The organism is Sphingobium aquiterrae (assembly GCF_037154135.1).
Classification (GTDB): Bacteria; Pseudomonadota; Alphaproteobacteria; order Sphingomonadales; family Sphingomonadaceae; genus Sphingobium; species Sphingobium aquiterrae.
This window is the reverse complement of the sequence record NZ_JBANFL010000004.1, coordinates 189,936-207,864: the sequence shown is the minus strand read 5'-3', so window position 1 is coordinate 207,864 and position 17,929 is coordinate 189,936. Positions and strand designations below refer to the sequence as shown.

Here is a 17,929-nt window from a genome sequence, read left to right as displayed (position 1 = left end):
CCGGTGCAGCTCTTGTCAGGCGAGCGAGGGATCGATGCCCTTGCACGCGACCAGCAGTTCCTTCACGGCGTCGACCGACACCTGAAGGTTCGCCTTGGCCTCGTCGCCCAGCGCGATCTCGATGACTTCCTCGACACCGCCGGCGCCGATCACCACCGGCACGCCGACATACAGGCCGTCAACGCCATATTTGCCCTCGACATAGGCGGCGCAGGGCAGCACGCGCTTCTTGTCGCCCAGATAGGCTTCGGCCATCGCGATGCCGCTGGTGGCGGGCGCGTAGAAGGCCGAGCCGGTCTTGAGCAGGGCGACGATCTCGCCGCCACCCGCACGGGTGCGGGCGACGATCGCGTCGATACGCTCCTTGGTGGAGCGGCCCATGGCGATCAGGTCGGGGATGGGGATGCCGGCGACGGTCGAATATTCGACCACGGGCACCATGGTGTCGCCATGGCCGCCGAGCACGAAGCTGGTCACTTCCTTCACCGACACCTTGAACTCTTCGGCCAGGAAGTGGCTGAAGCGCGCGGAGTCGAGCACGCCCGCCATGCCGACGACCTTGTTGTGCGGCAGGCCGGAAAATTCGCGCAGCGCCCACACCATCGCGTCGAGCGGGTTGGTGATGCAGATGACGAAGGCATCGGGGGCATTGTTCTTGATGCCCTCGCCCACGGCCTTCATGACCTTCAGGTTGATGCCGAGCAGGTCGTCGCGGCTCATGCCGGGCTTGCGGGCGACGCCGGCGGTGACGATGATGACGTCCGCGCCCGCGATGTCGGCATAATCGTTGGAGCCGATGATCTTGGCGTCGAAGCCTTCGACCGGGCCGCATTGCGACAGGTCCAGCGCCTTGCCCTGGGGCACACCCTCCACGACGTCGAACAGGACGATGTCGCCAAGGCCCTTGAGTGCCGCGAGGTGGGCAAGCGTGCCGCCAATATTACCCGCGCCGATGAGCGCGATCTTCTTACGGGCCATTTTCCGTCGATCCTCCAACCTGTGACGTGGAATTGGGCAACCGCTTAGGCCCATTAGCCGATGGATTCAACCGCGCAGGCCACCCATCGGCAAATTATCTTTGCAATTCATTCGCAATTGCATTAATGGCGCTTTCAACGCTGTTTTAGCACTCGCAGTCCCTCGCGAGTCCCTACCCCGACAGCGCTTCCTGCGTCGGGTGCCGAACGCCTCCTCGGGCGGCACCCTACGCTCTTTTCCTGATCCGATGTTCTTTCGCGCCGCAAAGTGGCATGGCGATGACGGTCATTTCATCGCCGCAGCGCCGGTGCGTGCGTTATTTGGGCCCGTGGCCCTGGGCGAGATAGTCGTCCGACTGCATCTCCATCAGCCGCGAGACCGTCCGCTCGAATTCGAACGCGCCGTCCCCCGTCGGATATAGCCGGGTGGGCTCGGCATCGGCGGACGCCAGCAGCTTCACCTTATATTCGTAGAGCGAGTCGATCAGCGTCACGAACCGCGCCGCCTCATTGCGGTTTTCGGGCCCCAGCACCGGAATGCCCACGATGATGACGCTGTGATAGCGCCGCGCGATGGCGAGATAGTCGGGCGCGCCCCGCGCCTCCGCGCACAGGCGCTTGAAGGAAAAGACCGCAACGCCCTTCAGGCTCTTGGGCACATGCAGCGTGCGCCCGCCCTGCACCGGCAGTTCCTCGGAGGGCACATGGGCGCGATCTTCCGGCGGATAATCGGTCAGGCGGAAAAAGGCCTGGGACAGCGCCACCGTGGCCTCGGGGCCGTTGGGGACATGCCACAGCTTCGATCCGCCCAGCCGGTCCAGCCGGTAATCGGTCGGGCCATCCAGCGTCATCACGTCCAGCCGGTCCTCGATCAGCGCGATGAACGGCAGGAAGAGCTGGCGGTTGAGGCCGTTTTTGTAGAGTTCCGACGGCGCCCGGTTGGACGTGGTGACAATCGTCACGCGCGAAGCGAGCAGGCCGGTGAACAGGCGCGACATGATCGCCGCGTCGGCCATGTTGTTGACGACCATCTCGTCAAAGCAGAACAGCCGCGCTTCCTCCACCAGGCTCGCGACCACGGGCGGGATGGGATCGCCGCTTTCGGACTTGCGCGCCTCCGCCAGGCGGGCATGCACGTCGAGCATGAATTCGTGGAAATGCGCACGCTTCTTGCGCTGGACCTTCACCGTGTCGAAGAACAGGTCCATCAGCATCGACTTGCCGCGCCCGACGCCGCCCCACATATAGAGGCCGCGCGGCGGCTCCGGCGTCTTGCGCAGCATCTTCCAGAGCGTGCTACCGCGCGGCGGCGCCGCCTCCAGTTCGCGCTGCAACTGATCGAGACGCATGGCGCCGGCTTCCTGATCCGGGTCGGCGCGCAGTTCCCCCGCGGCGACCAATTCACGGTAGCGGTCGAGAACATGTGTCATCGCGCTTCGGGCGCCTTGCGCAGGGTGGCGGTGGAGGCCGCGACGGGCACATCGCCCTGCATCAGCGTCATCCGCAGGAACAGCAGCCGCCCGGTCTCCGCCAGCAGCTCGACATCCGCCCGCAGCACCTGACCGGCCTTGCCCGCAGCGAGATATTGCATGGAGAGGTCGACCGTCACCGCGCCGACCTGCGCCGGGCGCCCGATCGCCGCCATCGCGGAAAAATAGGCATGGTCGGCAAAGGCCGCCAAGAACCCGCCATGCAGCGACCCGAGCCGGTTGCAATGATCGGGCCGGGGCTCCATCTCCACCCAGGCCCGGCGCTCGCCCTCCGGGCGCGCATAGATCGGCTCAAGCACCGTCAGGAACGTCCCGCTTGCCGGCTCGATCCATTCAAGCCAGCCGGCACGCGGCCCATCGGACACGCGCCGGACGATCGTGGCTTCCGCGCTCGATTCCGCCCGCACCGTCGTCAGAGCTGCCGCTCGACCAGCATCTTCTTGGTTTCGCCGATCGCCTTGGCGGGGCTCAGCCCCTTGGGGCAGACGTTCGCGCAGTTCATGATGGTGTGGCAGCGATACAGGCGGAAGGGATCTTCCAGCTCGTCCAGACGCTCGCCGGTATATTCGTCGCGGCTGTCCGCCAGCCAGCGATAGGCCTGCAGCAGGATGGCGGGGCCAAGGAACTTGTCGCTGTTCCACCAGTAGCTGGGGCAGCTGGTCGAGCAGCAGGCGCACAGGATGCACTCATACAGGCCGTCCAGCTTCTCGCGGTCCTCGGGGCTCTGCAGGCGCTCCTTGCCCGAGGGCGGCGGCGACACGGTTTGCAGCCAGGGCTTGATGGAATTATACTGCGCATAGAAATGCGTGAAGTCGGGCACGAGGTCCTTGATCACGTCCATGTGCGGCAGCGGCGTGATGCGGATGTCCTTGCTGCCGCATTCCTCGATCGCCGTGGTGCAGGCGAGGCCGTTCTTGCCGTTCATGTTCATCGCGCAGGACCCGCAGATGCCCTCGCGGCAGGAGCGGCGGAAGGTGAGGCTGGGATCGGCCTCGTTCTTCATCTTGATCAGTGCGTCGAGCACCATCGGCCCGCAATCGTCCAAGTCGATCTCGAACGTGTCGTAGCGCGGGTTCTGGCCCGAGTCGGGATCGTAGCGATAGACCTTGAAGCTCTTGACGTTGCCGGCGCCTTCAGGCGCCTTGTGGGTCACGCCCTTGCCGCTGATCTTGCTGTTCTTTGGCAACGCAAATTCGGCCATCGCTCTTCACGCCTCTCGGAGGATTTGTACAGATGGCAGCCCGCATAACAAAAAATGCGCAAAGGTCCAGCGCATACGCAGCATAACTGAAGCATAAGGACGGCCCTTGCACTTTACGGCCCCCGCGCGCACATGCGGGCGGGGGCCGCAGTTGCGAAAGCCTCGCAAATCCACGCCGGCCGGAGTTCAGCCGCCCTTGGTCCGTATCGCCTTTCTTGCCATTGCCGAGGCGCAGCAGCTCTATCACTGGCTGCCCGCCGCGCTCGCCCTGTCGCGGATGCCGGGGGTGGAGGTTTCCATGCTCTCCCCTTCCCCGCTGATGCACGACCTGGTGGCGCGCTACGACCCCGAAGGCCGGTTGAAGCATGTGCAGCTGCGGCGTGCCGGCTTCATGCCCGATTCCCTGTTCCGCCAACCCTCCCGCCTGGCCACGCTGCTGCTCAACGCGCGGACCATCGCGCGGTTCGGCACCATCGTGACGACGGAAATCTCCAGCGCGGCCCTGCGCCGGCTGCCGGGCTTCCGCAGCCGGCTGATCCTCATCAAACATGGCGCGGGAGACAGGGCGGGCGGATACAAGGCGCGCCATTCGGCCTTCGACCTGACGCTGGTCGCGGGCGAGAAGGATCGCAAGCGGATGATCGCCAGGGGACTGTGTACGCCCGAAAATTGCATGGTCGGCGGCTATGCCAAGTTCGAGCTGATGGCAGAGCGCCAGCGCTTCTTCGCCAATGACGATCCGGTCGTCCTCTACAACCCGCATTTCGACAAGGCGCTGTCGTCCTGGGTGACACACGGGCCGCAGATGCTGGCGGCGATCGAGCGGCTGGAGGGCTGGAACGTCATCGTCGCCCCCCATACCAAGCTCGCCGGCCGCGTGCCCGCGATCCGCAGCGATGCCCCCCATGTGCGAGTCGACATGGGCAGCCGCCATGCCATCGACATGAGCTATACGGTGAGCGCCGACGTCTATCTGGGCGACGCCAGCAGCCAGGTCTATGAGTTCCTGCTGACGCCCCGCCCCTGCATTTTCCTCAACCTCGACCATGTCGACTGGGCGGGCGACGAGGCCTTTGCCCATTGGCGCCTGGGGCAGGTGATCGAGTCGGCGGACGATCTCCAGGCCGCGCTCGACCGCGCGCAGGCCTTGCAACCCGCCTTCCAAGATGCTCAGGAGGCCGCCATGCGCCATTCCATCGACACCGCCCCCATTCCCGCCTCCCGTCGCCAGGCCGACGCCATCCTTGCCTTTGCCAAGGGCTCCCCCGCAGGAGGCCGCGCCTGATGCAGGACGTAGCGACCACCCTTGGCCCCATCCGCCTGATCGGCAGCAACGATACGCCGATCTGGGGCATGCCCAATGCCGAGCGCGCGCGGCGCATGGCCGAAGGCGCGGCCAAGGGCGGCGACCGCCTGGCCGACGGCCATGCGCTGGTCTTCAACCTTGCCTATGTGTTCGATCCGCTGCTGCTGCGGCTGGCCATTGCCGAGCCGGGCACGCTGTTCACGCTGGGGACGACACCCATCGTCGGCCAGTTGCCGGTCGACGCCGATCCGCTTGCAGCCACCGCTATGGGGGCCGCCGCCGCCAACATCATCGACCTGTCCGATGGACGGAAGCTCTACAACAAGCAGCTGCGCAAGCTGGAACAGCCCTTCGTCAGCGCGCTGACCCCCGCGACGCGCAAGGCGATCGAGCGGCAGAGCTATTTCGGCGCCTATAAGGGCGTGACCGACCTGCTGACCAAATATCTCTGGCCCGAACTGGCGCTGATCCTGACGCGCGGCGCGGCACAGTTGCGGATGACGCCGAACATGGTCTCCATGATCGGCATCACGCTGTGCCTGCTTGCGACCTTCCTGTTCGCGCAGGGGCTCTACTGGACGGGCATGCTCGCCGGCTTCATCTTCATGGTGCTGGATACGGTGGACGGCAAGCTCGCCCGCTGCACCATCACCGCGTCCAGATGGGGCAATGTGATCGACCATGGCGTCGACCTCGTCCACCCGCCCTTCTGGTGGTATTTCTGGGGCGTGGGCCTGGCCGCCCATGGCCTTGCGCTCCCGACCCAGGATTTCGTGCTGGTAATGGCGGCGGTGATCGTCGGCTATGTGCTGCAGCGGCTGATCGAGGGCATGTTCATCAAGGATTTCGGCATGGACATCCATGTCTGGCAGCGGTTCGACACATGGTTCCGCCTGATCACCGCGCGGCGGAACCCGAACATGGTGATCCTGTTCGTGGCGATGCTGTTCGCGCGGCCCGATATCGGCCTGCTGGCGCTGGCGTGGTGGACGGTGATCTCGCTGGTCGTCCATGCGGTGCGGCTGGCGCAGGCCTATGCGGCGCGGCGGCACGGCGTAGCGATCGCGAGCTGGCTGGAGCAGCCGGCATGAGCGGGACGCCCGCCAACGCCACCGCCAACGCCACCATGGCGAAGTTCGGCCATCCCGCCACGCTCCTGCGGGACTACGATCATTGGGTCGTGCTGCTGCGCCCGGCCCAGCCGGTGCTGGGCGCGCTGGTGCTGGCGGCGAAGGGCGAGGCGACGGCCTTCGGCGACCTGCCCGCGGGCGCCCATGCGGAACTGGCGACCGTCACCCGCGACATCGAACGGGCGCTGAAGGCCGCGGTCGGCTATGACCGGATCAACTATCTGATGCTGATGATGGTGGACCCGCATGTCCACTTCCACATCCTGCCCCGCTATGAAGGCGAACGGGAGGCGGCCGGCATCGCCGTGACCGATGCGGGATGGCCGGGCCAGCCCAATCTGGGCCAGGCGGTGAGGCTGGACGAGGCGCAGATCGACAGGCTGCGCGCATGGATCGCCCCCCATTTCGCCTGACGCCGGCAAGGGGCGGGAAGGCGTGATCGCGGGGGCATGACAGCGGCTTGCGTGCTGGCTTTGGGCACGTGGCCGGCCCGGACAGGCGCAGCTCCGTTCAAAATGGTGCAAGCTGGGCGGCGCCATCGCCCTTTTCGCAGGGCCCGGCATCATGTCGGCGTTGACATGGGCCCGGGCGACGATAGCTATTGCTGGGCGTTCAGGCATCGGTCGCTGCGAGAACCAGTGCTGTCACCGGGCGTTCCGGTTGCCGGACCCAGCAGGAGCCCCGCGTGCCGATCACCATGGCCATTTTCCGCCTGATCCTGTTCCGTTCGATATGTCTTTGGCCGATATTTTTTCGCCCGGCAGCGGCCTGCATGGCCGCAACGATCGCCCTGGCCCCGGCCGCCGCCATGGCGGACACACCCCGCGAACTGCTGACCGCCGCCGCCTTCCAGGCCGCCGACAAGGCCAGGGCGCTGGCGTTGATCGGGCAGGCGCTCGCCGCGGCCGACCGGATATTGGCCAGCCGCCCCGGCGACCGGGAGGCGACATTGCAGCGCGGCGTCGCCATCGGCTATCGCGCGAAGCTGACGCTCAGCCGGTCGGACGCCCGCGCGTCGCTGGGGATCTTCGAAGGGTTGGCGGCGCGCGACCCGCGCGATGCCGAAGCGCAGATGGTGATCGCCGGCTGGCACCTCGACGCCATCGACCAGCTGGGCGGCTTCATGGCCCGCACGATGCTGGGCGCGAAGGCGCGGGTCGGTGAAACGGCGATGGCCCGCGCCGTCGCCCTGGGCAACCAGCGCGCCTTCTATCCGGGGCTGGCGGCGATGATGCAGATCAGGCTGAACAGCAGCGATATCGGCGGCGCGCGCAAATGGGCGGAAGCCGCCGCCCTCGCCCCGGCGCCCACGCCGCTGGACGTGGCGATGAAGCGCGGCGCCATCGCCATCCTGCCCGCCCTGCGCGCCAATAACGGCAAGGCCGCCGCCGCGCTGGCGCGAAAGCTGCTGCCCTTCGGGAAACTGACGGACTAGGACGGATCGACATCCAGAAAAGGGCAGGTTGGTTACAGCCAGGAACATCGTCATGCTGAACGTGTTTCAGCATCCATTCCTCCACATGCGTGATGGCTTCAGGAGGCGCGATAGATCCTGAAACACGTTCAAGATGACGAATTGGAATAAACACAGTTCAATTATTCAAGAGAGTTGAATGTCGATCCATCCTAGGGCGCTTCCCAGGCGGTCGGGATCGTTCGCCGGTCAAGGCGTCGCGGTCGACTGGGAACATGGCCGAAGCCTCCAGGAAATATGCGTTCAATTCACATGCGACACAGGCCCCGACCACGCCTGACCCGCATGGCGCGACACCAGCCAAGTCCATGAATTCACGGCGTGACTTGCCCAATCGCAGATGATATCAAGGCAGGCTCAGGAGAGTTATCGGCCGTTGTCTGGAGCAAATGCTCATTCCGGCTACCGGCATTGCGCATGCGCTGGCGCTGTTCAGGCAAGGAGAGGACCGATGTCCGTCGGACTTGCGGAAATGGATGGCTGCATTGCCGCGCATTTCTCTGCCCGCACCCAGCGTCGATACAGGGCCCGGAGCATCACCGGTCGCGCGCGATATCGCTGCGCAACCGATGTCGTCATCCCGGCCATGCCGCCGCCCTCCCATACTGGACATGGCTTCGGCGCGCGCCGTCATCCCGGCCAGTCCCGGATAGAACAGGGCTGGGCCGGACAAGACTGGGCCAGACAGGGCCGGGCGACATGCATCGGCCTGTGTGCGTCACGCCTGGCGAAGGACGGGATATGGGCGCCCGAAGCGGCGAGCAGGGCGATGCCGGCCCCCATGCTGCGGGGGGAGGGAATATCCGCGCCGCGCGGGCAATTGCGGCTGATGCTCCTGGCCATATTGTCGATCGGCGGGGCGCAGGCCGGGGCCATTTCCGAACAGATCCCACCCGGTGAGGCCGCCGATCCGCCGGTCGGCTTCATCGAGATGTGCCGCCGCGTGCCGGGGCTGTGCGCGCAAGGCGCGCCCGCTGCCCCGGCAACGCTGCAGACCCCCGGCCATGCATTGATGACGGAAAGCGCGCTGTGGGAGATGGCGCAACAGGTCAATCGGCAGGTGAACCGCCATGTCCGCAGAGCCATGGACGGGCATCACCGGAATGAGACCGATCATTGGCAGCGGCCTCCGGCACGCCATGATCCATCCGGCGATTGCGAGGATATCGCCATCGAAAAGCGGATGCAATTGCTTGCGGCCGGCATGCCCGCCCGTCGCATGTTCTATGCCATCGTCTACAAATCCAATCTTGGATTGCACACGGTGCTGGTCGTGCGTTTCGAACATGGCGACTTTGTTCTGGACAGCATAACGCCCTGGATACTCCATTGGCGCAAGACCAGATATACGTGGATTCGCCAGCAATCCCCGGCCGACCCCATGCGCTGGGCGCGCGTGCCGAACCATTGATTCCCGCATCGGGGGGCATGGATGCAAAGGCAGGCGTGGGCCGTCCCGCCAGCCGCCGCCCCTCGCCCGCTTATGTGCTGTAGCGCCCCTCGGCCACCCAGCGGGCGGTCAGCGCGTTGGCGGCGTCCACATCCTGCGGGAAATCGACTTCCTGCCAGTCCAGCCCCTCGATGGAGACGGTGCCGACGCGGTTGCCCTTGGCGATGATGTCGATGGCGCGCAGATACCAGCGCTCCACGCCCTCGGGCGTGCGCATCATCTGGTCGATCTGGTTGCGGAAGATCGCCGGGCCTTCGCCGGTGAAGGCCAGCATGCCGATCGATTCGGCGTTGGTGTCATGCGGCAGCAGGCGCTTGCCGATGGCGTGCAGGCGGCCGGTCTCGTCCCGGTTCACCTTCATGTCGTCATCATCATAATCGCCGCTCTTCACGTCGACGGTGACGGTGATCGCGTCCTTCGCGCCCGCAATCAGCCTTGCGACGATCTCGTCCGAAACGATGGTGTCGCCGTTCAGGATGATGAAGTCGCTGTCCATCTCCTCCCTTGCGATCCAGCAGGTGCCGAGATTGTCGGCGACCTGGAAGAAGGGGTTGAACAGCGTCCTGATCCGCGCGCCGGTCTCGCGATAGAGCTGCAGCGCATGGTCCTCCACCCGCTCGGTGCGGAAGCCGGTGACGACGACGATGTCGGTGACACCATTGGCGACCAGCGCGGCGACCTGCCAGCTGATGAGGGTGCGCCCGTTGAAATCGATCATGCATTTGGGCACGTCGCGAGTCAGCGGCAGCAGGCGGGAGCCTTGCCCAGCGGAAAGGATGATGGCTTTGTTCAACATGGGCAGCGCCTTAGCCGACAATGCGCGCCCACGCAAAATGCCTTGGCGGCGATCCTCGACAATAATGGGTCCGCACCCTAGATACGCGGCCATGGCCGGCGACCCTCAGCCCCCTTCTCCCGCCGGCGGCGCGCCGGAACCGCTACGGGCCGATGCGGCGGGCACGGCTGCGCCCGGGGGCGCATCCGGGACCGAGGCGAACGCCGCCTTCTCCCGCATCCTGCGCAACACCGGCTGGCTGCTGGGCGGCAAAGGCATTGGCGGCGTGCTCAGCCTCTTCTACCTCGCCATCGTCACCCGCACGCTGGGCGTCGCGGATTTCGGCCGGTTCGCGCTGATCCTGTCGACGGCGCAGGCGATCAACACCTTCGTCAGCTTCGAAAGCTGGCAGATCGTCGTGCGCTATGGCCAGACGCATCTGCTGGGGAAGGATGAGAATGCGCTCAACCGGCTGATCCGCTTCTGCATCCTCATCGATCTGGGCGGCGCCCTGCTCGGCTGCATCATCGCCGCCGGGGTCGCGCTGTTCCTGGGGCCGCATTTCGGCTGGTCGCCCGATATCGCGCGCAGCGCCTTCATCTTCTGCGCGGTGATGCTGATCACCATCCGGTCGACGCCGACGGGCATATTGCGCCTGTTCGACCGATTCGATGCGGGCGCGATCGCCGAAACGATGATCCCGCTGGGGCGCATGGTCGGCGCGCTGGCGGTGCTGTTTATCGGGCCGTCCATCGCCGCCTTCCTCATCGCCTGGGGCGCGGCGGAGCTGGCCTGCGCCGCGACTTACTGGACGCTGGCGATGCGCGCCGGGCGCGGGCGGATCGGGTCGTGGCGGGGCGGCAGCGTGCGCAGCGCGCGGGGCGAGAATCCGGGCCTGATGGGGTTCCTGACCGCCACCAACCTCACCACCACCATGTCGGCGGGCGCGCGGCAGGCGGCGGTGCTGGTGGTCGGCCTGTTCGCCGGGCCGATGGGCGCGGGCTATTATCGCCTGGCTAACCAGCTGAGCCAGTCGATGACGAAGATTTCGGGCCAGCTGTCGCGCAGCATCTTCGTGGAGCTGGCGCGGGTGAGTGCCGGCGAGGATCGCGGCCAGCTGCGCGCCGTGTTCCGCCGGACCAACCGGCTGGCGCTGATCGGCGGGGCGACGACGGTGCTGCTGATCGTGCTGGTGGGCAAGCCGATCATCGGGCTGATGTCCGGCCCCGCATTTCTGGGCGCCTATCCGCTGTTGCTGCTGCTGGGCATCGGCGCCTCCATCGACCTGATCGGGGTCAGCTTCACGCCGCTGCTGATGGCGACGGGGCGTGCCTCCGCATCGCTGCGGATCACCATCGTCAGTTCGCTGCTGCTGCTCGGCCTGCTGACGGTGCTGATGCCGCGTTACGGCACTATCGGCGCGGCCTGGGCCAGTTGCATCGCCGCCAGCGTCGGCTTTGCGCTGATGCTGTGGGCCAGCCGGCGCGCGTTAAAATCTTGACGCGAGGATCGTTTCGATCAGGGCGATGTCGTCGGGCTTGTCGGCGTCGATGCAGGCTTCGGCCTGCGCCATCGCGACCAGACGCGCGTCGAGGCCAAGGCGGCGCCCCGCCCGCCTGACCCCGCCCGCCAGCGTGTAGAGCCGCAGCAGCGCGCCCAGCAACAGCAGCGGCCCGAAGGCGGCGATCACCCGCCAGCCCTTCTTGCGGTCCTGCTCCACCGTGCGCCACAGCGCGAGCGCCGTCCGCACCCGGTCGCTGCCCAGCCAGAACAGGTTGGCGCCCGACCACCAGCCGTCGCGGAATTTGAGCCAGGTCCGCCGCGACTGCGGATAATGCGCCAGCAGCACGCGGCGCTCCACCAGCCCGACGGCAAGGTCCGCGCCCTGGGCCGTCGCGATGAACTGATCCAGCATGGCGGCGTTGAGCAGCACATGATCGGCGGTCGTCACCAGAAGAGGCAGCGGCATCTGCCCGCCGTCCAGCAGATCGAGCAGCGACTGGGAGATGCCCGATCCGCTCTGGGCAAAGCTGATAGCGGGATGCCGGGTCAGCCAGCGCGTGCCTTCATCCGCCGCGAACAGATCGGCCTGCTGCGTCAGGATGACGAGGCGGCCGATGGCGGGATGGGCGAGCAATGCGCGCGCGGGCCGGTCGATCATCGGCAGGCCGCCGACGCGCGCCAGCGGCTTGACGGGGACGCCCGCGGCATCGGCGATCGGATCGCGCCCCGGCCGGCTGCCCGCCAGCAGGATCGCCGTGAGGCCGGCTACGGGGCCAGCGGCGGGAGTTGCAGGGGATGGCGCTGCGCTGTCTGTCGGACCCATGGCGCCGCGATAGCCAAGTGGCGCGCGGGGAGAAACCGATTTCTGCCACGCGCCCCAACGCCGACCCCTGCCAAGATTGCCTTGGCGCCGGGAAAGGGGCAAGACATGGCCATGCCTCCCCGCACCGGATCGCGCCCCGCATGAGCGGCACCTGGCTGATCGTCAACAGCGCCAGCGGCAGCTTCGCCCCCGCGCGGGTGGAGGCGATCGTCGCGGCCTTTGCCGCGGGCGGCCGCCCGGTGACGCGGACGATCCGCCTGCCCGAGGAGCCCTTGCCCGACGCGGCGGCGGCGCATGCGGGCGCGCCGGAGCTGATCGCGATCTTCACCGGCGACGGCACGGTGAGCGCCGCCGTGGACCGGCTCGGCCCGGACGAGGGCGCCTGGAACGGGCCGCTGCTGATCCTTCCGGGCGGCACGATGAACCTGCTGGCCCGCAAGCTCCATGGCGACGGAGAGGCGGAAGCCATCGTCGCCGCCGCGCTCGGCGGACCGTTCAAGACCGTGCGGATGATGCAGGCGCGCGGTTGCGGGCAGCAATCGCTGGTCGGCATCATCGCCGGCCCCACGACCGCCTGGGGTGCGGTGCGCGAAGACCTGCGCAACACCGATCTTGCGGCGCTGGCCAAATCCGTGCCTCAGGCGCTGGACAAGACGCTGAACGGCGATCCGATGACGGTCGCGGGCGTGGACGGCCACTATCAGGCGATCTTCGTCGAGCCGCAGCAGGACATGCTGGAAGCGACGGGGATCAAGGCCGCCAATTTCGGCGAATTGCTGCAACATGGCTTTGCCTGGCTGAACCGCGACTTCCTGGGCGGCCCGACCGAGCCGCTGCTGCGCGCGCGGCAAGTCACCATCGGCGGGGAGGATGTGATCGGCCTGCTGGTGGATGGCGAGCGGGCATCGGCGCGGGGCCCATGCACCTTCACCCTCGTCCCCTGCCCGCTCGCCTTCGTCACCACGGCGGGAGAAGCGGCATGATGGGCGTATTGCTGCTGGCGGCGGCACAGGTCGCCACGACTCAAACAGGGAGACCCGGCGGCGCGCAGAGCCCGCCCGCGGTCGAGGCGCCCGCTGCCGCATCGGTCGCGGGGCATTATTATCTGCAGGGCGTGATGGAGACCGGATCGGAAATGCTGCTGAAGCCGGACGGCCATTTCCAATGGTATCTCGTCTATGGGGCGCTCGACCTGTTCGCGGAAGGCCGCTGGACGCTGGCGGACGACAAGGTCGTGCTGACGTCCACGCCCAGCAAGGACGCGCCGGAGCCGCCCTTTGCCAGCGCCGCCTTCACCCTGAGCGAGGGCCGGCTGATCCCGCCCGACGGGCGCGGCGCCTATGTCCGCGCGGAGGAAGAGGAAAAGCCCGCGCCCGCCGATTGACAGGAAGGGCATGACCGTTACGCTCGCGATCCATGATCCGCACCCTCATCCCCGCCATCGCCCTCCTTTCCCTCGCTTCCGTCTCGGTCTCCTCCCGCCCCGCCTCCGCCCAGGGCGATCCCTATGCGGCGCGCGTGGCCAGGATATTGGCGCAGACCCCGCTGATCGACGGCCATAATGACTGGCCGGAGGCGCTGGTCGACCATGCCGGCGACGCGCGCTGGACGACGACGCTCACCACACTCGACCCGAAGGATTACCACACCGACATCACCCGCCTGCGCGCCGGCCATATGGGCGGGCAGTTCTGGTCCGTCTATGTCTCGGCCACCATGCCCGAACTGGATCAGGTGAAGGCGACGCTGGAACAGATCGCGCTCGTGAAGCAGATCGTCGCGCGCTACCCCGCCGACTTCCAGCTGGCGACCACGGCGGCGCAGGTGCGCGCGGCGCACAAGGCGGGGCGCATCGCCTCCATGATGGGCGTGGAGGGCGGCGGCCAGATCGACGGCAGCTTTGCCGTGCTGCGCAGCTACAAGGATCTGGGCGCGGGCTATCTGACGCTGACCCATAGCAAGACCATCGCCTGGGCCGACAGCGCGACCGACAATCCCCAGCATGACGGGCTGACGAAATTCGGCGAGGCGGTGGTGCATGAGCTGAACCGGCTGGGCATGCTGGTCGATCTCAGCCATGTGAGCGAGGCGACGATGCTGGACGCGCTGGGCGCCAGCCGGGCGCCGGTGATCTTCTCCCACTCCAGCGCGCGGGCGCTGTGCGATACATCGCGCAATGTCTCCGACGCGGTGCTGGCGAAGCTCGCGGCCAATGGCGGCATCGTGATGGTGAACTTCGCCCCGCAATATGTCTCGGAAGCGCGGCGGGTGTGGGGCGCGAACCGCAGCGCGGAGCAGGCCCGCTATAACGCGCCGCCCTTCGGCGGGCTCTATATCGGCGATCCGGCAAAGGCGAAGGCCGCGCTGGAGGCATGGGAAAAGGCCAATCCCAGGCCCGTCGTCACCCTCGCCATGGTCGCCGACCATATCGACCATATCGCGAAGATGGCGGGTGTCGACCATGTCGGCCTGGGCGGCGATTATGACGGGATCGGCGAACTGCCCACGGGGCTGGAGGGCGGCGTCAACAGCTACCCCGCGCTGCTCGCCGAACTGATGAAGCGCGGCTGGAGCGACACGGACATCGCGAAGGTCGCCGGCGGCAACATCCTGCGCGTCATGGAACAGGCGGAAAAGGTGGCGGCGTCGATGAAAGGCGAGCCCGCCGCAACGGCCACGGTCGCCGCGCTGGACGGCACGAAATAAAGGAAGTTCGCTCCCAGTGCCTCAGGCGCAGGCCAGCCTTTCCTCATCGTAGCGCCCGCGCTGGTCGATCATCGCGACGGCCCAGACGGCAAGGCCGCCCAGCGCCAGCGCGCAGCCGACCAGGCCCGTCGACGGCAGGCCATAGCCGCCCGCAACCGCCAGCCCCGCCAGCCATGGCCCCAGCGCATTGGCGGTGTTGAACGCGCTATGATTGAGCGCGGCGGCGAGCGCCTGCGCGTCCCCCGCCACGTCCATCAGCCGGGTCTGCAGCGGCGTGCCGAGCCCGCCGCCCAGGCCGATGGCGAGCACGATCAGCATCATCGACCACAGATGCCCGGTCGCCAGCGGATAGAGCGCCAGCATCGCCGCGCTCCAGATCAGCATCCCGGCCACCGCCCACATCTGCCAGCGATCCGCCGCCCAGGCCGCGCCCAGATTGCCGATCGTCATGCCGAAGCCGAAGACGACCAGCACCACCGGCACCATGGCGGGCGCGGCGCCCGTCACCTGCATCAGCGTGGAGGCAAGATAGGTGTAGACCGCGAACATGCCGCCAAAGCCGATGGCGCCGATGCCCAGCGTCAGCCACACCTGCCGGCGGCCGAGCGCGCCCAGTTCCCGCAGCGGGCTGGCATTCGGATCGGGCGTGTCGCGCGGGGCATAGAGCCATACCAGCGCCACCGCCGTCATCGCCAGCAGCGCGACGATGCCGAACCCCCAGCGCCAGCCGATCCACTGGCCCAGCGCATTGGCCGCGGGCACGCCGATGATCGTCGCGACGGTAAGGCCGGTCATCACATAGGACACCGACTGCGCGCGCTTGCCCGGCGGGACGAGCGACGCCGCAACCAGCGCGGCGATGCCGAAATAGGCGCCGTGCGGCAGGCCGCTCAGAAAGCGGAAGAACAGCATCCAGTGATAGCTCGGCGAAAATGCCGTCAGCCCGTTGGCCACGGCAAAAAGCGCCATCAGCCCCAGCAACAGCGACCGGCGGGAGAGCCGCGCGGACAGCACCGCGATCACCGGCGCGCCCACGACCACGCCCAGCGCATAGGCGCTGATGACATGGCCGGCGGTCGGCTCGTCGATCGCAAGCCCCTTCGCGAAGAAGGGCAGCAGGCTCATCGCCGCAAATTCGGTGGTGCCGATGGCAAAGGCGCCCGTCGCCAGCGCGAGCAGGACGAGGCCGACGGGCACATGCCGGTCAAGCGTGGAAGCCTCCACCGGCGCGGAGGCACCGGAGGGCGAAACAGGCATGGAATGTTGCATTGCAACAAGCATGTGTCGCCAATGGCTTACAGATGCAAGACCCGCGCGGGTGCAAAAGCTGCATTCGGGTGGACGCGGGATGCATCGGGCATGTGGGCGTGGAGCGCTGCGCGAAAAAGGGGGAACCGGTTTTAGCGGCGTTGAACGGCGTTCCCGCAAAATCTATGCGATGACAAAAGCTGGAGCGCGCGGCCTGCACCAGATGGAACGCGGCACACTCCCAATGCTGGAATGGCGGGCAGGCGGAAGCGGCGGGGGACGGGCCCGGAGGTCCGCGCGTTCAATCCAACTCGCCCCCCGATCAAGACCTGGGGCGTCGGCAACCGCGCGCATCCGGCAAAGCATTGCCTCACTCCGCCCCGAGCCTATCGCGCCACGGGAGGCACGGCCTGCTCGCCGCAAAAGCCCGCATCGTTGCAAAGGGAAAGGACCATCGCCGCGCGCTTTCTCCACAAGGGCATGCCCCCGGATATCGGCGCCTCCCGCGCTTGCGAGCCTTTTCCTCAGCGCAATTTGGCGATCTTGATGCCGTCCAGCCGGGCGCGATCCTTGACCGATTCCTCGCTGCGGGTCAGTGCCTTGGCGATCGCCTTCAGCGCCATGCCCTTCTTCACCAGCATATGCAGCTTTTGCAGCTCATCGCTGGTCCAGGGCTGCTTGTGCCGTTCGAACCGTTCCGCCATCGCTCAAACCTTCCCAAAACAGGGCCAAAAAAGAAAAAGGGCGGCCCGAAGACCGCCCCATTCCATATTCGCAATCGTCCCGAAATCAGCGCTTCGAGAACTGGAAGCTCTTGCGGGCCTTCGCGCGGCCGTACTTCTTGCGCTCCACGGTGCGGCTGTCGCGGGTCAGGAAACCCTCTGCCTTCACCGTGCTGCGCAGGGCAGGCTCGTACTTGGTCAGCGCCTGGGCGATGCCATGCTTCACGGCGCCGGCCTGACCCGACAGACCGCCGCCCTTGACGGTGGCGATCACGTCATACTGACCATTGCGGTCGGTGACGCCGAAGGGCTGGTTGATGACGAGGCGCAGCGTGGGGCGTGCGAAATAGATTTCCTGATCGCGGCCGTTGACCGTGATCTTGCCGGTGCCGGGCTTCACCCACACGCGGGCAACGGCATCCTTGCGGCGGCCGGTCGCATAGGCGCGGCCGAGGCTGTCGATTTCCTGCTGGCGCAGCGGCATGGTGGGCGCGGCCGGTGCGATGGGTGCATCGACGGCAACAGGTGCGTCGACCGTGGCGCCGGCAGCGATGTCGGCGAGGTCGGACAGGGACTGGCGGTTATCGGACATTATGCACCCACCTTGTTCTTGCGGTTGCGCGACGCGAGGTCGAGCACTTCGGGGTTCTGGGCTTCATGGGCATGCTCGGTGCCGGCGAAGATGCGCAGGTTGCGCATCTGCTGGCGGCCAAGCGGACCGCGCGGGATCATGCGCTCGATCGCCTTTTCCAGAACGCGCTCCGGGAAGCGGCCTTCCAGCACCTTGGCAGGCGTGGTTTCCTTGATGCCGCCGGCATAGCCGGTGTGCTTGTAATAGATCTTGTCGGTCAGCTTCTTGCCGGTGAACTTCACCTTCGCCGCATTGATGACGATGACATTGTCACCGCAATCGATGTGGGGGGTGAAGCTCGGCTTGTGCTTGCCGCGCAGGATGTTGGCGATGATGGACGCAGCACGGCCGACAACCAGCCCTTCCGCATCGATCAGCAGCCACTTCTTGTCGACCGTCGCCGGGGTCGCCGGCTTCGTGGTCTTCATCAGCGCCTTCATGGGGCGATACTCCACTTCAAAATGATATCGGGACCGACAGCCCGAAGGCACGC

General features: G+C 66.9%; 19 protein-coding genes. 9 read left to right on the top strand and 10 right to left on the bottom strand.

Annotated elements, in window-relative coordinates; all coding sequences use genetic code 11:
- Positions 1-15: 15 nt before the first annotated feature.
- The 4 genes from mdh to WFP78_RS06270 form a co-directional block, all read right to left on the bottom strand.
- Positions 16-978, bottom strand: coding sequence for a malate dehydrogenase (mdh, locus tag WFP78_RS06285; RefSeq protein WP_336959814.1), 963 nt, complete (start codon positions 976-978; stop codon positions 16-18).
- Positions 979-1,294: 316 nt separating this feature from the next.
- Complete coding sequence (gene zapE, locus WFP78_RS06280) at positions 1,295-2,407, bottom strand: cell division protein ZapE (protein ID WP_336959812.1); 1,113 nt, start codon at positions 2,405-2,407, stop codon at positions 1,295-1,297.
- Positions 2,404-2,832: a PaaI family thioesterase gene (locus WFP78_RS06275; protein WP_336959810.1), complete on the bottom strand. Its 429-nt coding sequence runs from the start codon at positions 2,830-2,832 to the stop codon at positions 2,404-2,406. The genes zapE and WFP78_RS06275 overlap by 4 nt, the downstream gene beginning before the upstream one ends.
- Before the next feature lie 47 nt (positions 2,833-2,879).
- A complete protein-coding gene (locus WFP78_RS06270; RefSeq protein WP_336959808.1) occupies positions 2,880-3,668 on the bottom strand; it encodes a succinate dehydrogenase iron-sulfur subunit in 789 nt (262 codons plus the stop codon).
- A 196-nt stretch (positions 3,669-3,864) separates the two neighbouring features.
- Between WFP78_RS06270 and WFP78_RS06265 the strand changes: the two genes are divergently transcribed.
- From WFP78_RS06265 to WFP78_RS06245, 5 genes are all read left to right on the top strand, one after another.
- Positions 3,865-4,953, top strand: coding sequence for a glycosyl transferase (locus tag WFP78_RS06265; RefSeq protein ID WP_336959807.1), 1,089 nt, complete (start codon positions 3,865-3,867; stop codon positions 4,951-4,953).
- On the top strand, positions 4,953-6,065 hold the full coding sequence (locus WFP78_RS06260; protein WP_419722924.1) for a CDP-alcohol phosphatidyltransferase family protein: 1,113 nt from the start codon (positions 4,953-4,955) through the stop codon (positions 6,063-6,065). The genes WFP78_RS06265 and WFP78_RS06260 overlap by 1 nt, the downstream gene beginning before the upstream one ends.
- A complete protein-coding gene (locus WFP78_RS06255; protein WP_336959804.1) occupies positions 6,062-6,517 on the top strand; it encodes an HIT family protein in 456 nt (151 codons plus the stop codon). The genes WFP78_RS06260 and WFP78_RS06255 overlap by 4 nt, the downstream gene beginning before the upstream one ends.
- Before the next feature lie 359 nt (positions 6,518-6,876).
- Positions 6,877-7,539 carry a hypothetical protein gene (locus tag WFP78_RS06250; protein WP_336959802.1) on the top strand — a complete coding sequence of 221 codons (663 nt, stop codon included), beginning with the start codon at positions 6,877-6,879 and terminating at the stop codon, positions 7,537-7,539.
- Positions 7,540-8,029: 490 nt separating this feature from the next.
- Positions 8,030-8,989: a transglutaminase-like cysteine peptidase gene (locus WFP78_RS06245; RefSeq protein ID WP_336959800.1), complete on the top strand. Its 960-nt coding sequence runs from the start codon at positions 8,030-8,032 to the stop codon at positions 8,987-8,989.
- Positions 8,990-9,059: 70 nt separating this feature from the next.
- On the opposite strand, the gene WFP78_RS06240 is transcribed toward WFP78_RS06245, so the two are convergent.
- Positions 9,060-9,824 carry a phosphocholine cytidylyltransferase family protein gene (locus WFP78_RS06240; protein WP_336959798.1) on the bottom strand — a complete coding sequence of 255 codons (765 nt, stop codon included), beginning with the start codon at positions 9,822-9,824 and terminating at the stop codon, positions 9,060-9,062.
- A gap of 91 nt (positions 9,825-9,915) precedes the next feature.
- On the opposite strand from WFP78_RS06240, the gene WFP78_RS06235 reads away from it, so the two are divergent.
- Positions 9,916-11,304 carry a lipopolysaccharide biosynthesis protein gene (locus WFP78_RS06235; RefSeq protein ID WP_336959797.1) on the top strand — a complete coding sequence of 463 codons (1,389 nt, stop codon included), beginning with the start codon at positions 9,916-9,918 and terminating at the stop codon, positions 11,302-11,304.
- Here WFP78_RS06235 and WFP78_RS06230 read toward each other — a convergent pair.
- Positions 11,293-12,129 carry an NTP transferase domain-containing protein gene (locus WFP78_RS06230; RefSeq protein WP_336959795.1) on the bottom strand — a complete coding sequence of 279 codons (837 nt, stop codon included), beginning with the start codon at positions 12,127-12,129 and terminating at the stop codon, positions 11,293-11,295. The genes WFP78_RS06235 and WFP78_RS06230 overlap by 12 nt on opposite strands.
- 140 nt (positions 12,130-12,269) lie before the next feature.
- Between WFP78_RS06230 and WFP78_RS06225 the strand changes: the two genes are divergently transcribed.
- Genes WFP78_RS06225 through WFP78_RS06215 form a run of 3 tightly spaced genes read left to right on the top strand, consistent with a single transcriptional unit; the run spans position 12,270 to position 14,835 of the window.
- Positions 12,270-13,112 (top strand): diacylglycerol/lipid kinase family protein, encoded by an 843-nt coding sequence (locus WFP78_RS06225; protein WP_336959792.1) that lies wholly within the window; start codon positions 12,270-12,272, stop codon positions 13,110-13,112.
- Positions 13,109-13,513 (top strand): hypothetical protein, encoded by a 405-nt coding sequence (locus WFP78_RS06220; RefSeq protein WP_336959790.1) that lies wholly within the window; start codon positions 13,109-13,111, stop codon positions 13,511-13,513. The genes WFP78_RS06225 and WFP78_RS06220 overlap by 4 nt, the downstream gene beginning before the upstream one ends.
- Positions 13,514-13,545: 32 nt before the next feature.
- Positions 13,546-14,835, top strand: a complete 1,290-nt coding sequence (locus WFP78_RS06215) for a dipeptidase (RefSeq protein WP_336959789.1) — start codon at positions 13,546-13,548, stop codon at positions 14,833-14,835.
- 21 nt (positions 14,836-14,856) lie between these two features.
- On the opposite strand, the gene WFP78_RS06210 is transcribed toward WFP78_RS06215, so the two are convergent.
- The 4 genes from WFP78_RS06210 to rplM all read right to left on the bottom strand — a co-directional run bounded on the left by WFP78_RS06210 (position 14,857) and on the right by rplM (position 17,876).
- Entirely contained in the window at positions 14,857-16,092 is a 1,236-nt protein-coding gene (locus WFP78_RS06210; RefSeq protein WP_336959787.1) for an MFS transporter, read from the bottom strand.
- 515 nt (positions 16,093-16,607) lie between these two features.
- On the bottom strand, positions 16,608-16,787 hold the full coding sequence (locus WFP78_RS06205) for a hypothetical protein (RefSeq protein ID WP_336959785.1): 180 nt from the start codon (positions 16,785-16,787) through the stop codon (positions 16,608-16,610).
- A gap of 85 nt (positions 16,788-16,872) precedes the next feature.
- A complete protein-coding gene (gene rpsI, locus WFP78_RS06200) occupies positions 16,873-17,397 on the bottom strand; it encodes a 30S ribosomal protein S9 (protein WP_336959784.1) in 525 nt (174 codons plus the stop codon).
- Positions 17,397-17,876 (bottom strand): 50S ribosomal protein L13, encoded by a 480-nt coding sequence (gene rplM, locus WFP78_RS06195; RefSeq protein WP_336959782.1) that lies wholly within the window; start codon positions 17,874-17,876, stop codon positions 17,397-17,399. Before rplM ends, rpsI begins: the two co-directional genes overlap by 1 nt.
- Positions 17,877-17,929 lie beyond the last annotated feature (53 nt).